Genomic DNA, 15,087 nt, shown 5'->3' with positions numbered 1-15,087 from the left:
AGCATAAGAAGTAAAGGATAAAGAGCCTTTACGATAACATAATTGAGAAGCAGACAAGGCTGGTACAGGTCTGCGAAAAGCAATTAATAGTTTAATCTCGCCAACTAAGACAGGTGCTTCTGCACTTCAAGAATTGGGACTAAGTACAAAAGACTTTACCGATAATAAAGGTAATATGAAGTCCATGACTGACATTTTCAGTCTATTACATGACAAAATGCAAGGCATGGGTAAGAACAAGCAAACCGATATTTTCCATGATTTATTTGGTACAACAGGTCAACAAGCCGGTTTAATCTTGGCTGAAAATGCTAAGCAACTTGGTGAATTGAATCAAAAGGTTGCTGATTCTGCTAAAAATGATTACGTTGGAAAGCTATCTAAAAAGAATAGTGAAACAGGTAAAGTTGCATTAGATAGATTAAAGCAATCTGTCAATGCTATTACCATGACTATTTCAAGTGCTGCATTGCCAGCCATTACAGAAATTGGTGATAAGCTAGCTAAAGCAGCAGGTACTAAAAAGTTTGAAAACGCTGTAAAAGGTGTTGGCAAATGGGTTGGAAATCTAACTGATAAAGTAGCTGACTTCTTCACTTACTTAGGCAAACATTCGAATGATCTAAAAGGTATTACAGGTTCATTAGGAACAATTACTAAAGATATTGCTATTGGTGCTTGGGATATGTTTGCAGGCACTTTAAAGATTATTGGCACAGCTTTTGGCTTAGTTCATACCAATGGTAAAAAGGCCGAAGACCCACTAAAAGTTTTGAATCAATTTGTGTCTGGCATTGCTAAACATGAACAAGCTCTCAAAACTATTGGCGGTCTATTAGCTGGTATTTGGGTAGCTGATAAAGTAGCTAATTTTGCAGTTAAAATCAATGATGTTGCAGATGCTTTTGGTGGATTAAGTAAGAAACTTAAGAACTCAGAAATTCAAAATGCTGCCAGTGAAGTTGGCGAAAAAACTGGTGAAAACCTTACACAAGGAATTACTTCAAAAATGGATAGTGGAGCAATTGAAAGTAAAGGTTCAGCACTTGGACTATCGCTAGGCACTAAGTTATCCATTGGAGCAACTGCTGCATTAGCCGGTATGGACATTGTGGGTGCAATCAAGGCTAAGACACAAACTCAAAAGGTAAAAAGTATCGGTGGAGCCATTGGTACGACCTTAGGAGCAGGAATTGGTGGAGTTTTAGGTGGAGCACCTGGTGCATTACTAGGTTCTACTATTGGTGATCAACTTGGTAAATCTGCTGCTCCTGCGTTTCAAAAATGGTTATATCATCCAGACGATCCGACAGCTAAAAAAGGCACAAGTAAATATTATGACCAGTTAGCAGCATCAGCTAAGAAACGTGCCAATCGATTTAAGAGTAATATGGTAACTCCTGGTATTTCTGCTAATGAACAGGGTACTGATCTTAAAGAAATGAAAAAAGCTGAAGCTGATGCCAAAAAATATGAGGCTTTAGCTAAAAGAGCAAAAAAAGCTAAAGATAGTATTAATGAGCCTCCTAAGAAGACTTCCACTTCTAAAGCAATTCAGGATGTAGCAACGACACATGTATCTAAAACAGATATTAAGAATGTTAAAGATATGGTGCCAGCTATCAAAGATTACGAAAAAGCTATTAAAGATTTAAAGAGTAATCTTAAGAAAAATAGTCCAGCCAAAGAATTATCAAAGATTGACAAGTCAATTTCTGGTTCTACTAAGAGTTGGACCAAATTAGCAAAACCTATTGAAACTGTTGGTAAATCATTTAAGAGTTTAAATTCATTTACTAAATCAATGAAGAAAGATCCATTTTCAGCATTCAATAAAGATTTAGTGTCTTTGCATAAGACGTTAAAAAAGAATGATTTAACTCAGCAGTTAAATAAGATGGATAAGGCTTTAAAGAAAAATAAGTTAGCAGACACATTTAAGAAGATGTCTGACAGCATTAAGAAAGATGCTAAGGCATGGACTAGTTTTGCTAAACCAGTTAATAATGTAGCTGGTGCGTTTAAGAAGCTTTCATCTTTCACTAAGTCTATGAAAAAAGATCCATTTGAAAGTCTTAATAAAGATTTAAAGAACTTAGAAGCCACGTTAAAGAAATCTAAACTTTCTAATCGTTTAGGTAATTTATACAAACAACTAAAGAAAGACAGACTCTACAGTCAGTTTGATAAGTTATCTCACAGTATTAAGGACAATACAAAGACGTGGTCTAAATTCGCTAGACCAATCAGAGATGTTCAAAAGGCTTTTCAAGAGCTTAATAAATTTACTAGAATGTATAGTAAATCCGATCCATTCGCTAGTTTGGATAAAGATATCAAAAACTTAACCAAGACTTTAAATAGTAACAATATTGGTAAGGTTTTAAGGTCTCAAATAGCTGAAGCTAATAAGGCAACTTCTGATGTTACCTTCGATAAAGATTTCAAGACTGATACGGATAATATCGTGGACGCCCTAAAATCATTCAAGACTAACTTTGATAAGTCCTGGAAAGATGTGTGGGCTAATACAGGTTCCGAGGAAAAGAACGCATTAGCCAAAGTTGTAAGTAATTACAGTTCTAAAATGAATGCCATTTCTAAGAAAGAAACTAGCTTTTCTAGCGACTATTTAAAGAAATGGAGTTCATGGTTAAAATCTGTTACAAGCACATTTAAGACTGCTTTCAATTCGTTACCTGGCCTTGCAAGTAAATCACTAAGTAAGGTCATTTCAGAAGTTAATAAAGGTATTGGCGGAATTAATTCAGTCATTACTGATTTCGGTGGTAAGTCATTAAACATGGCTAAATATGCTGTTGGTACTGCTGGTACTCCTGGTGGTAATTTAGCTGTTGTTGGTGAGCAAGGATATGAGCTTGCTTATGACAAAGCTAATGGAATTTATCCAGTTGGTTTAAAAGGCGAAGAAGTTCGCTATTTAGGCGCTGATACAGCAATCCTTCCGCATCATTTATCAGAGCAATTTATGGGAATGGTAGCTAACCTTCCACACCATGCAAATGGTAAGGGAGATACAAATAAAACTTCCGAAGATATGACTGATTATGTCTTTGAACATTTAGATGAATTAAAAAAAGACCCAGTTCCATTTTTAAAGAAACCTTACTTTGAGAAGGCTAGCTTTAGTGGAAATGAGTTTATTAGTCGTTTCGGAAATGCTATTTCAAATGGTTTCCTAAAGGCTATTGCAGAGCCATTTAAGAAAACATTAGCAGATATGGACTTTAGTGGAGCTGGTGGTGCTAGACCAGCTAAAGCATATGGTCCAATGATTAAAGCGGCTGCTGCTTATATGCACCAACAAATTACGGACTTCAATGTGGACATGATTGAACGTATCATCGCCAATGAATCAGGTGGTGATCCTAACGTTACTAATAACTGGGACAGCAATGCAAAAGCTGGTACACCATCAACTGGTATCCTTCAATATATCCTACCAACCTTCTTAAACTACGCTATGCCAGGACATACTAATATCCACAATCCATTGGATCAGTTGATTGCGTTATTTAACGATGCTACATGGCGTTCTGATATGGGTATGGGCTACAACGGAAAGTATGGTGAATGGCGTGGTTCAGCTAGTGGACCTTCTGGTCCAAGACTAATGTATGATGGTGGTTTTATTAATAAACCAACAAGTATTATTGGTGGTGAGGCTGGTCCCGAAGTTATGATTCCACTAAATAACAAAATGAGAGCAGTTCAAATTTTACAAAAGGCCAAAGACACTATAGGTGGTCCCGATGATACTAATACATCAGTCTCGATTGATACGACCAGAGTTGAAAGCAATCAACAACAACAATTGATGATGACCCAAATCATGGTTAAATTGCTAAGCAAGATTGCTGACGGTTCAATGGCTTCTGATGTTTCAAATGGTGGCACATCATTAAACGACATTTCAAATGCTTTAGATAAAATTGGCTTATCTAATCGAAAGATGACTAAGTTCCAAGGAAAGGGAGGTACAGCGTTTGCCTAAAAGATTATCAGATGGACATTACAGACAGAACTCATTATTAATTAAATCCGATGGACAAAATGAATTTGAGATTAGTAATTATCATGATTTGATATTTACTAGACTTATAGTAGGTTCACCACAGACGGCTCCTAATCTAAAGACTAATGCAGGTGTAGACGGACAAACTCAAATGGGTCCTGTATTGTACACCTCACGCACGGCCAAAGCCGACTTTTTGCTAAGAGTTGATGATGGAATTGATTTAGAAAGTCGATTCCATGAATTTTATAATAAGTTCTTCAATCGAGGCTTAGTGAGAGTTCGTCAAAGTTACGATATTGGTCGTTGCTTTTATGGAATACCTAAGCCATTCTCTTATACAGATGTTGGATTTTACGATAAAACTTTTTCAGTAGAGTTTGATATTCCTAGTGCTTATATGTATTCAGTGGCTAGATCAACGGATTTTCCAATTGATCCAAGTGAGGAAGATTTGATTTCTAATAATTTAAATCTTTCAACAACTGATTTGAATTACACTCACTCTCAAGGAACCTTTAAAATATTTAATCCGTCCGATTTCGATATTCAACCTTATGAACAGAATCACGAATTAAATATTATTTTTAAAGGTTCAGGTAGTCCTAGCTTGACTAATATAACCACCCAAGATGTTTTCTCTATGAACTCAAATATTTCTTCAAATGATTCTCTAGTTTTAAAAGGTGTGCACCCTTTACTTAATGGTGATTCTTGTGAAATAGAAACCAATCACGGTCATATCAATTTAAAGAAAGGATGGAATAGCTTTAATTTGGCAGGCTTTAGTGGCACTGTCACATTTGACTTTCCTTTTATATATCTATGATCAATTTTAAAAAATATAGAGTTCAAGATAGAGAAGGCAAGTATGATGAAACTCTTACTTGCATTGATAGAGGATCATTGAGCAATTCAGAAGAAATGAATAAGACCAATCAAATAGATTTCACAGCGATTAATGATAATTCTATAGGCTATCAATTATTGCAAAATGAAAATTACATTGTATTTGATGGTCAAAGATATCGTATTAAACAGGCTGAAAAGGACGATGAGGGGTATGACTTCAAACGAACTGTTTCAGCCACACATGTCTGGTTTGATTGCCAGTATGTTTATCAATACGATAAGATCAAAGGTACTAAGAAACTTTCAGCCAACGATTTGATGAGTTTTGTTTTTGATCAAAACGAACTCGGTAATCATGGGTTTACTTGGAAAGTCTCTGGTACAACTGAAAAATTAACGTTTACAGATTATGGTGAAAAATCAGGACTTGAATGTGTAAATGATTGTATTGAAAAATTTAATTTAGTTGTTGTAGCTGATAACAAAAATATTACTTTAATTCCTATGAATGATTGGCAGCATAAGGTTAATAAGTCATTTAGATATATTAACAACACGCCTACATTCACAGCTAACATTGATACCACAGAAATTCAAAATATTGCTAGGGTTTACGGTAAAACTAATGCTCCTGTTACCTCACCAATCGGTACAGCTATTGGAACTATTAACACAATGGAAACTAATGGTGCTCCTGTTGTGGATGATCCTAATAAGCCTACTCACACAGTTCAGAACTTGCCTAACGGAACTAAATGGGTAATGGATTCTAAGGTAGTAGCTAATGGTGAAACATGGTATAGAGTGTGCACGAATGGTTGGGTTAACGAAAAGTACATCGTATTTGATAAGAATGGCGATGTTCAACCAGAAAATCACATTATTACTCAAGTGACCGGACAAGGAACAATTAAGACTTCCACAGACTCACTAAAGGAAGATACTTCTAGTGGCAAAGTTCTACCAGTAGGAAATGCTATTGGTACAGTCAATACAATGGTTTCAGGTGGTGCACCTGTGTTAAGTGATCCATTGAAACCTGATTCAATAGTTAACCACTTGGCCAATGGGTCAACATGGGCGATTCATAATAAAAAAGTTATTAATGATGTTACATATTACGAAGTAGCTACTAATCAGTGGGTTGACTCACAATATATTAATTTCGATAAAGATGGAAGTGTGAAACCAGAAGATCACACTATTACACCATCAAGTGGTCAAGGCACTGTTAAGACGCCTGAAGCTGATTCTAGCAGTGATGGTGCATCAATCGTTTATGTTTACGATTCACCGTTCACTCCTCAAAACAAAACGGGTAGAACACTAGCACCAGGTACTCAATGGATAATTAATGCCTCAGTCTCCGATGGTGCTCAAGGTAAATCTTGGTACCAGATAGGTACTAACGAATGGGTAATGCAAGATCAATTAGATTTTTCAGGTAAACCCGATGTAAGTCCATCAGAAGTAACGCCTACTGAATCGATCGTTTACGATTCACCTTGGACTCCACAGCATGAAGTGGGTAGAAAGCTTGCTAACGGAACACAATGGAAAATAGACGGTGAGATTACTGATGGAGCTAACGGTAAGACATGGTATCGTGTAGCAACTAATGAGTGGGTATGTGCCGATAATTTCGTATTTACTGGTGATACAGATGTTGAACCAACGGAAGTTAAGAAGTCAGATGATGATAATGCAGAAGATGACCATTCTACCGATTACTTTCATCCTTTTATAATTCGAGATGAAAAATCAATACAAGAGTGGGGCGAAAGACCCGGCCCGGCAATAACTAATAATGACATTGAAGATTCCGAAGAAATGAGAAAATATGCACTATCTCAAATGAAGACAGAACCAACTGTGGACATTACAATGACTTATTCAGGCAAAGATACTTTTTACATTGGAGATATGGTTTATTGTGATATAGAACCAGAGAATTTTACTACTTGGGTCACGGTCGTAAGTATTAAATACAATCCACTAAGTTATTCAAATACCTATGAGGTTACATTAAATAACACAGCCCAAACATTATCAGATTATGAGTTATCAGTTCAAAGTTCTTTAGCTAACGCTAGATACAATGGAATTGATTCAATCTCAAATGGAATTATTGCGAGTCCATTTATTACACAGAAAGTAGGCGAGGTATAGTGGAAGATATACGTAGAATTCCTGATCCAATAACCGGTAGATATTATTACCCGCAAACGCATTATTTAGCCGTGGTTGGTTTGGATAATCATATTAAAGAATTAATGAATCAAAATAATACTTATGCAACATACGTCAAGGACATGAAGTTAATTAATACTTCGGGTCCTTTTTATTTTGACGAAAATACATTAAATAAACCCGCAAATATCCCAAAAGGATACCTACGGGCAACATTTATAGATTCAAAAAATGGAATTGTAGAAATTATTACAACAAATAATTATTACGAAATTACAGACGGTGAAATGTCTGTATTAAAAGAAAGGGCGTGATCAATTGTACTTACCAGACGGAGTAGTTAAATCAGAGTTTCCAGGCTTGAGTATGCAGTCTAAAGATGGAAAGACAGCAGTTTTAAGCTTTGATAATGGTGAGAAAGTAATTATTTCAAAGCAAAATTCTGACGGTACTACCGATTCAGAAGTATACAACTTTAAAGCTGTGACAGATGAAACAGTATTTCCACCAGTTCCTGACTTACCTAATTATTGGCACAACGTTGATTTAGATGAATGGAATGGTGTTATTGATAGCAATTTTAAAGATAGCTTAAAAAGCAATAATGATCAGATTCAAAAATCCATCAATTCACTATATGAATATGAAACTGATCAAAGAAATTTTTTTGCAAAGCTTAAAGATACGTTAAGCGACTTTAAAGGGTTTGTTGAAACAATTATTTCTGCTAAAACGGCGGAATTTTTAAGTAAGTTTTCCGATCAATACTATAAAAAAGATGAAATTGATAACGAAGTACGTATTTTGCAGTCACAAATAGATCATTTAAAAAATGAAAATCCTACTTCTAACGGAATTAAAAAACCAGGAGTATTTTAGAAAGGAAATAATTATATGGATGTAACGACAGATTTACCAATTCCTCAAATTATGATTTTTGATATTGGTAAAGAAGAAGCATTTTATTTAGACAGATTAGATTCATCTGACGAAAACAGCATGAACAATCCTCAAAGTGTTTATATGCGACAGATTACAAAACGGGTTATGCCGATTCTTCTAGCTAAACAAGGCGAAGGTGGTTTGGGTACCGTTGATGTTCAGATGTTGAATTACGGTAATAAATTGGATCTAACAGGCTGGCACGGAGAATTCGTTGGAACAGATTCAGCGGGTATTCCGATTACAACTGATAATAATTTTGATTCCAAAGATCCAACCACAGGTTTGATTAGTTTTTCATTACCAAAAGAGGCAACTATTCATGCAGGAAATTATCGAAACGCCTATTTCAAATTTAGAGATAAGAATTTAAATGTTGTTAAAACTTTATTTTTCAATGTGCGAATTTTAGAAGATAGTAATTATTATCCTGATGAACTCCCTCATAAAGAATATTGGGGTGAGGGTGAAAGAGCTCTATATGAGTTAGGGCAGCTTCAAAAGTCATATACAGATTTAGTTATGAATAACATTCAAAACTTAGATGATATTGTTTTGGCAAAGTTATCTGACTACAACGGCCGTATGTCCGTTATTGAAGAGGCTATCAAGAACAACGATTTTACTAAGGCCATTCAAACAGCTTTAAATAGTGATTTTGATATTGGTCAAGTTGATCCTGACATTGAAAAGCATTGGCAATATATATTATCAGAATTGGAGGCAAATTAATGGTAAATGTGATTGATAATGAGGCAAGAAATCGCAGTAACATGATGCCTGTCGGAATTAAAATAATTGATGACAAAGGGAATACAACACATACTGCTAGAACAGATTTAGGTACTAATTATATTTCTCTAGAATCAAAATGGTTTGGCTCCTCATCAAACAATACTGGTGGCAGCACTGGTGGCAATACCGGTGGTGGAACTGATTCAAATCACCCAGCAGCCGGTGCTGATTATTATGCCGGTTCATTAGCAGATGGCGAAATCACACAGAGAAATCTGGAATGGGCAGGTACTGATGACCCTACCCAATCCAATAAAATTACCTTTGCAGATGATCCAGGAACGAAGATTTTTGGTCAATTTGATGGAATTACTATTCTAGGACATATCCAAAAAACAACAATGACAAACGGCACATTAGGAGCAGTTACTAGTATTCCAATCAATTATGATCCTTATAATGCGGTTAAAGATGGACATTTCACAACTACCTCGCCATATCCTTTGTATATCCAAACTGCTAGTTTACCTGTTGGACAAAAGATTACAGTTCAAATTGCCGGTATTGGTGAAAATATAAGTGGTAAAAATGTAAAAGCCCCTACCATTTCATTCACGTTCAATGCAGATAAAACTATGACGATTGATCATACTGCTGGGTATGACAACGATGGAAATTCTGCTGGTGCTACTGGAGCTAATTACCAATTTGTGGTTGATACAATTGCTACATTCTCAACACAGCCAGCAGTTGCTCAGTTACCACCATCAGTAAATCTTTTTACTGGTTCAACAAGTGGAAAGATAGCTTTAGTTGGACCATCAGAATTTTATGAAAATACTATGGATGGACTAAATTTAGCATTAGATCAATATATAGCATCGAGTGGTAATTCTAGTACTCATGATTTCTGGAGATCAGGATTTACTAATTACAGAATAAATCTATCGGTAACTTTACCAGCTATAAAATTGAAAAAGCAGGATTTAATTATAAATAATGTAGTTGATATAACTAGTCAATTAAATAACTTGATTGGTCAAAAGGTTACATTTGAATATTACTATGTAACCAGTTATGTTCCTCTTGTATATCCAACAATTGATAGCATTCAAAACGCTACATGTAAGATTCTAAATAATTCGGCTATTGAAACTAACGTGTCTTTCGTTTTAAAAAGTTCTGATGGAGATAAATTAAATTCTGTTTTTAATATTTCAAAAGTTATGACATATAAAGATTAGGAGGCAAAAAAATGAAGATAGCAATTCAACTAGATTCTGATAGAAATATCATAGGAATTTATAGTTCACCAGAATCAGGAGCAGAACGACAATCTGAAATTGAAGGTTGGACACTAGTGGATAGTGATCCAGCCTTTTCAATAGATGAAAGCTCTAATTGGACGGTCAGAGAATCTGATAATAAATTAGTTCACATTTCAACAGGCTTAACTCCCGATGAAGAAGCCAAAGCGTTATTGGTTACTTTAACTAAGAGCCAATTAAAAGATCAATTAATGAATGATCAAATCCAGCAAGCTGTTACGTCTGTGACTAAGCAAGCTATCCAAGATAAGTTGACATCACAAATGGCAATCACAGAATTGACCAAAAAAGTAGCAGATTTAACTATCAAGCTGGATAAAGCAAATGGAGTTGATCCAGCTCCAGAAGCACCAACAGATGTAACATCTACAGCTACTAATGATGGAGCAGTAATTACAGCTAAGTAGGATAAAAATAAAAAAAGGAAGTATTTAAGTATGGCAGATCGCTCAAAAGATATTGAAGTAGTTTATGACAAGACAGGAAACAAAATTGGCGAAAGTGAAGTCGGTGTAGCTAGTGTTGCTGTTACAGGACTAGCAGCAGGTACAGTAGTTGCTGATGGCGATTATAAAGTCACTTTTAAGGATTCGGTTACAGGTCTCGAATCAGAAAAAGTTGATGTAAAAGGCTGGACAGTTCTAACACCAGCACCTGAAGCACCAGCAGATGTGACATCCACAGCTACAACTGATGGAGCAAACGTTACAGCTAAGTAGTCAATTAAAGCATGCTCCCTTACCGGTAGTGGTGGTGGCTGGAATAATTTTAAGGAGGAATTAAAATGATAGAAGCATTGAAAATTGAATTTGGATGGGGAACAATTAAAGCAAGTGACATTGTGGAGTATGTTCCTATTATCATTTCAACTGATGATTATAAGTACATTACTGGACAAGAATATCAAGAAAACAAAGAAGGCTAGCCATTTGGCTAGTCTTTTTTTGAGGAAGACAATAAGAAGGTTAAATATGATGGAAATAATTAAAAGTTTAAATTTAATAGACAATGCGGGATTAACGGTTTTGATTCTTATCTGTTCTATGGGATTTACTGCCTTGACTAAGGTAGCGACGCCTTTAGAAAACAAATATTTACCATTCGTATCGATGATCTTTGGAATAATTGTTGGCATATTAGTTGCACTTATTTTTCATGAAGATATAGGAAGAGCTGCAATTGCTGGATTATTGGTAGGCGGATTCACTTCCGGTTTATATGCTGGAGTAAAGGGATCACTTGGTGGATATGATACTTCAGTGAAAAGCACTATAAGCGATGATCTAACCGAAGTAAAAACACCTAATTATAATCAAAAAAATAATACAAGGAGGAACTAATATGACTAAATATTTTGCGGACGTGTCCAGCTTTCAACCCGATAATTTAGGCTTCTTTCAAGGTTTAGTTAATGCTGGCGTATCTGGTATTTTGATTAAAACTACTCAAGGTAGTCATGATGGAGATAACTACATCAATCCTAAATCAACCAACCAAGCAAGAAACTCTTTAGCAGCTGGAATGAATGTTGGTTTCTATCATTATTTCTTAGCAACAAGCGTTGCAGATGCGATTAATGAAGCAAAATTCTTTGAACAATCAGTTGTTAATTTGGGCTTTGGAAAAGATACACCATTATGTGTTGATGTCGAAGATTCATCATTGAATACGTCGGCAGTAGCAAGCTATGTTGATGCTTTCATTAATTGCCTTAAAACGCAAAGCTATACAAATGTGTTCCAGTATAGTATGGCAAGCTGGTTCAACGAAGGTATCTTAAATGCCAATAAACATCCCACTTGGGTAGCCAATTATGGATCAAGTGATTGTGGTACTAGGGGAAACATTATTGGCTGGCAGTACACATCAAGTTGGGGAGGTGGCTCTCAAGATATGAGTTATGACTGGGGAATCTTTGATAAGCAACCAGCTAAAACTGAAGCAGTTACACAAGCTAAAGTTGAACCCGAAAAGCCTAAAGTAGAAAATATTATCAAGCTAACGGAGCAAACACATCCAGTTGATCGTTTGGGTATTGAACGGCCTGAAACGTATGAGGCGGGATCAACTTGGAAGAGTTCAGATATTGTTATGATCAATAATGAACCACATTACCAAATTGCTACCGATATTTTCGTGCCAATCTCTAAGACCGCTTTTAAAGATTTAATCATCGTTAAATATACAGACGATTCACCGGCACCTGTCTTTGACAAGAACGGAAAGCGTGTGCATAATGCGTCTGTCAGCACTGGAAAAGCCTTTAAAACTGATGGTGTTCGAATCATTAATGGCATTCCAATGGCAAAAATTGCTACTGATCAATTTATTCCGTTCGAATATACTTCTGGCTCAAAATTTGAATAGTTTGACATTTAGATTAATCGTAGTAGTATAGCAAACATTATATTTCAAGGAGGTAAACATATGAAATATCGTGTTCAATTAGACATGGTTTCACAATTGTTTACCGTTTCAGATAAAGACAATTCAAGTGTTTCAGCAAACGGTAAGACAATTTTAGAAGCCGTGAACAAACTTCAAAATAAATAAAAGAACCCATCATCTATTAATTTAGGTGATGGGTATTTTTTTGTGAAGATTAAAAAAATAGAAAAAATTCTATATGACTGTTAATATGACATTGTAGCAAGTATCCATCCTCCTTTCTTGCTACACACAGTTGACGGTACGCTATATTGCTAGATAGAGGCCTAAATCTATCCCTAGTCCTAATTGGAGACTATTTCAATTCTGTGCCATAATTTATGACCGTTGTTTTTTGAGCGCGGTCATTTTTTGTATCAAAAAATCGCTAGTCAATTAAGACTGGCGATTAGACTTATACTCCCACTTTGTGTGTCATGAGTGTGTCACGACTTAAAATTAGTGCTTGAAAAGCTCTGAAAACACTGGTATTATAATGTTTGATGTTACTACGGGTACAGTTCTCGTAGTTCGCTTTATACAAGTTTTGGAGTGTTGGTCCTTTTTGATCAACGTTTTTTTGTATCAAATGATGTGATATTATTCGCAATAATTATTGTTATTGATAATTTTATGTGCTATCATATTTTTGCAAAAGAGGGACTAATTAGTTAATTGTTTTCAAGCGAGGTCAAATTTTGGTGTGAGTTGACTATTTCAATGACTAAGTCGCATCCTTTCTTATTTAAATGTAAACTGAATATATTAATTAATGAGTGGATATTAATCAATTAGAGTGGTACCGCGGGAAATCTCGTCTCTTTCAATAAGGATATATTATTGGAAGAGGCGTTTTTTTTATCTAATAGGAGGAAAATATGGATTTTAAAAAACAAGTAGTTGACGCTTTAGTCAAGGTTTTACCTGACGAAATTACAGAGGAACAAGTTACAAAATTAATTGAGAAACCTAAAACATCAGATCTTGGTGACTATGCTTTTCCAACATTTATTTTGGCTAAATCCCTACATAAAGCACCAAATATGATTGCTGAGGATTTAGTAGGTAAGATTGAAACAACTGGTTTTGAGAAAGTTGTTAATACTGGAGCTTATATTAATTTCTTCTTAGATAAGAAAGCTTTCTCAAATTCTGTTTTAAATGAAATTTTAAATAATAAAGAAAATTATGGTAACGCTGATGAAGGTAAGGGACGTAACGTACCGATCGATATGTCATCACCTAACATTGCTAAACCTATGTCAATGGGTCATTTACGTTCAACTGTAATTGGTAATTCAATTGCTAAGATTATTGCTAAATTGAACTATAATCCCGTTAAAATCAATCACTTAGGTGACTGGGGCACACAATTTGGTAAATTGATTGTTGGTTATAAGATGTGGGGTTCAGTTGAAGAAGTTGAAGCTGATCCTATCAATAATTTATTGAAGTATTACGTTCGCTTCCATAAAGAGGCTGAAGAGAAGCCTGAACTTGATGACGAAGCTCGTGCTTGGTTTAAGAAGATGGAAGACGGTGATAAGGAAGCTCTTGCTCTTTGGTCATGGTTCAAGGAATTATCATTGAAAGAATTCCAAACAATCTATAATCGTTTAGATGTTCAATTTGATCATTTCACAGGTGAATCTTTCTATAATGATAAGATGGATGCTATCGTTGATACTCTTGAAGAAAAAGGTTTACTTGAAGAAAGTCGTGGTGCTGAAATTGTTGATTTGTCACAATATGATTTGTCACCAGCTTTAATTAAGAAGACTGATGGTGCCACACTTTACATTACTCGTGATTTGGCTGCTGCTAAGTACCGTAAAGATACTTTTGACTTTGTTAAGTCACTTTATGTTGTTGGTAGTGAACAAGCAGAGCACTTTACAAAGCTTAAGATCGTACTTAAGAAGATGGGTTATGACTGGGCTGATGATATTGTTTATATTCCATTTGGTTTGATTACAACTGGCGGTAAAAAGCTTTCAACACGTAAAGGTAACGTTATCTTGCTAGATAACGTCCTAAACGATGCAGTTGATCTTGCTAAGAAACAAATCGAAGAAAAGAATCCAGACTTGAAAAATAAAGATGCTGTAGCTGAAGCTGTTGGTGTTGGTGCGGTTGTTTTCCATGATTTGAAGAATGATCGTCGTGATAGTTTTGATTTCAATTTGGAAGAAGTTGTTCGTTTTGAAGGTGAAACTGGTCCTTATGTTCAATATACAAACGCTCGTGCTTTAAGTATTTTGAGAAAAGCTAATGTTGATTACTCTGATGCAAAAGATTTGGCTATTGCTGATGATCAGGCTTGGGACACTATTAAGATGCTTCAAGACTTCCCAGAAGTAGTAAAACGTGCTGCTAAGGAATACGAACCTTCAGTTGTTGCTAAGTATGTTTTGAAGCTTGCTAAGAGTTTCAACCAATACTATGCACACAGTAGAATTTTGGCTGATGATGAAGGATTGAAAGCAAGATTAGCTTTAGTTAAATCAGTTTCAACAGTATTACAAATGTCATTAGCACTTCTTGGTGTTAAGGCTCCGGAAGAAATGTAGGGTGAAT

General features: G+C 35.4%; 13 protein-coding genes and 1 pseudogene. All 14 read left to right on the top strand.

All coding sequences use genetic code 11. The features are described from left to right. Nucleotides 1-58: 58 nt before the first annotated feature. Nucleotides 59-4,015 (top strand): annotated as a pseudogene (locus FC97_RS12715) (phage tail tape measure protein); the annotation flags it as partial. Continuing rightward, entirely contained in the window at nt 4,008-4,865 is an 858-nt protein-coding gene (locus FC97_RS12710) for a phage tail domain-containing protein (protein ID WP_054642036.1), read from the top strand. The pseudogene FC97_RS12715 and the gene FC97_RS12710, both read left to right, overlap by 8 nt. Beyond that, nucleotides 4,862-7,057, top strand: a complete 2,196-nt coding sequence (locus FC97_RS12705; RefSeq protein WP_054642035.1) for a prophage endopeptidase tail family protein — start codon at nt 4,862-4,864, stop codon at nt 7,055-7,057. Before FC97_RS12710 ends, FC97_RS12705 begins: the two co-directional genes overlap by 4 nt. Continuing rightward, nucleotides 7,057-7,392: a hypothetical protein gene (locus FC97_RS12700; RefSeq protein ID WP_054642034.1), complete on the top strand. Its 336-nt coding sequence runs from the start codon at nt 7,057-7,059 to the stop codon at nt 7,390-7,392. The genes FC97_RS12705 and FC97_RS12700 overlap by 1 nt, the downstream gene beginning before the upstream one ends. A gap of 4 nt (nt 7,393-7,396) precedes the next feature. Then, the gene (locus FC97_RS12695) at nt 7,397-7,957 is read left to right on the top strand and encodes an LXG domain-containing protein (RefSeq protein ID WP_054642033.1); all 561 of its coding nucleotides are present in this window, start codon (nt 7,397-7,399) and stop codon (nt 7,955-7,957) included. Nucleotides 7,958-7,972: 15 nt separating this feature from the next. After that, nucleotides 7,973-8,752 (top strand): BppU family phage baseplate upper protein, encoded by a 780-nt coding sequence (locus tag FC97_RS12690; RefSeq protein ID WP_054642032.1) that lies wholly within the window; start codon nt 7,973-7,975, stop codon nt 8,750-8,752. Then, a complete protein-coding gene (locus FC97_RS12685) occupies nt 8,752-9,999 on the top strand; it encodes a hypothetical protein (protein ID WP_054642031.1) in 1,248 nt (415 codons plus the stop codon). The genes FC97_RS12690 and FC97_RS12685 overlap by 1 nt, the downstream gene beginning before the upstream one ends. An 11-nt stretch (nt 10,000-10,010) precedes the next feature. Further along, nucleotides 10,011-10,490, top strand: a complete 480-nt coding sequence (locus FC97_RS12680) for a hypothetical protein (protein WP_054642030.1) — start codon at nt 10,011-10,013, stop codon at nt 10,488-10,490. 30 nt (nt 10,491-10,520) lie between these two features. Then, a complete protein-coding gene (locus FC97_RS12675) occupies nt 10,521-10,802 on the top strand; it encodes a flagellar hook assembly protein FlgD (protein WP_054642029.1) in 282 nt (93 codons plus the stop codon). Nucleotides 10,803-10,867: 65 nt separating this feature from the next. Further along, complete coding sequence (locus tag FC97_RS13450; protein ID WP_143442740.1) at nt 10,868-11,008, top strand: XkdX family protein; 141 nt, start codon at nt 10,868-10,870, stop codon at nt 11,006-11,008. A gap of 46 nt (nt 11,009-11,054) precedes the next feature. After that, the gene (locus tag FC97_RS12670) at nt 11,055-11,423 is read left to right on the top strand and encodes a hypothetical protein (RefSeq protein WP_054642028.1); all 369 of its coding nucleotides are present in this window, start codon (nt 11,055-11,057) and stop codon (nt 11,421-11,423) included. A gap of 1 nt (nt 11,424) precedes the next feature. Beyond that, on the top strand, nt 11,425-12,450 hold the full coding sequence (locus FC97_RS12665; protein WP_054642027.1) for a GH25 family lysozyme: 1,026 nt from the start codon (nt 11,425-11,427) through the stop codon (nt 12,448-12,450). A 60-nt stretch (nt 12,451-12,510) separates the two neighbouring features. Further along, entirely contained in the window at nt 12,511-12,636 is a 126-nt protein-coding gene (locus tag FC97_RS13800; RefSeq protein ID WP_256970479.1) for a hypothetical protein, read from the top strand. Between the two features lie 752 nt (nt 12,637-13,388). Beyond that, nucleotides 13,389-15,080 carry an arginine--tRNA ligase gene (gene argS, locus FC97_RS12660; RefSeq protein WP_054642026.1) on the top strand — a complete coding sequence of 564 codons (1,692 nt, stop codon included), beginning with the start codon at nt 13,389-13,391 and terminating at the stop codon, nt 15,078-15,080. The last annotated feature ends 7 nt before the right edge of the window (nt 15,081-15,087 follow it).

This window comes from Companilactobacillus kimchii DSM 13961 = JCM 10707, from assembly GCF_001435445.1.
Lineage (GTDB): Bacteria > Bacillota > Bacilli > Lactobacillales > Lactobacillaceae > Companilactobacillus > Companilactobacillus kimchii.
This window is presented reverse-complemented; position numbering and strand designations above follow the sequence as displayed.

Bases quoted from the DNA above. Each gene is read 5' to 3' on its own strand.
- FC97_RS12665 (WP_054642027.1), top strand. From the start codon at position 11,425: ATGACTAAATATTTTGCGGACGTGTCCAGCTTTCAACCCGATAATTTA.
- FC97_RS12690 (WP_054642032.1), top strand. From the start codon at position 7,973: ATGGATGTAACGACAGATTTACCAATTCCTCAAATTATGATTTTTGAT.
- FC97_RS12670 (WP_054642028.1), top strand. From the start codon at position 11,055: ATGATGGAAATAATTAAAAGTTTAAATTTAATAGACAATGCGGGATTA.
- FC97_RS13450 (WP_143442740.1), top strand. From the start codon at position 10,868: ATGATAGAAGCATTGAAAATTGAATTTGGATGGGGAACAATTAAAGCA.
- FC97_RS13800 (WP_256970479.1), top strand. From the start codon at position 12,511: ATGAAATATCGTGTTCAATTAGACATGGTTTCACAATTGTTTACCGTT.
- FC97_RS12705 (WP_054642035.1), top strand. From the start codon at position 4,862: ATGATCAATTTTAAAAAATATAGAGTTCAAGATAGAGAAGGCAAGTAT.
- argS (WP_054642026.1), top strand. From the start codon at position 13,389: ATGGATTTTAAAAAACAAGTAGTTGACGCTTTAGTCAAGGTTTTACCT.
- FC97_RS12680 (WP_054642030.1), top strand. From the start codon at position 10,011: ATGAAGATAGCAATTCAACTAGATTCTGATAGAAATATCATAGGAATT.
- FC97_RS12675 (WP_054642029.1), top strand. From the start codon at position 10,521: ATGGCAGATCGCTCAAAAGATATTGAAGTAGTTTATGACAAGACAGGA.
- FC97_RS12685 (WP_054642031.1), top strand. From the start codon at position 8,752: ATGGTAAATGTGATTGATAATGAGGCAAGAAATCGCAGTAACATGATG.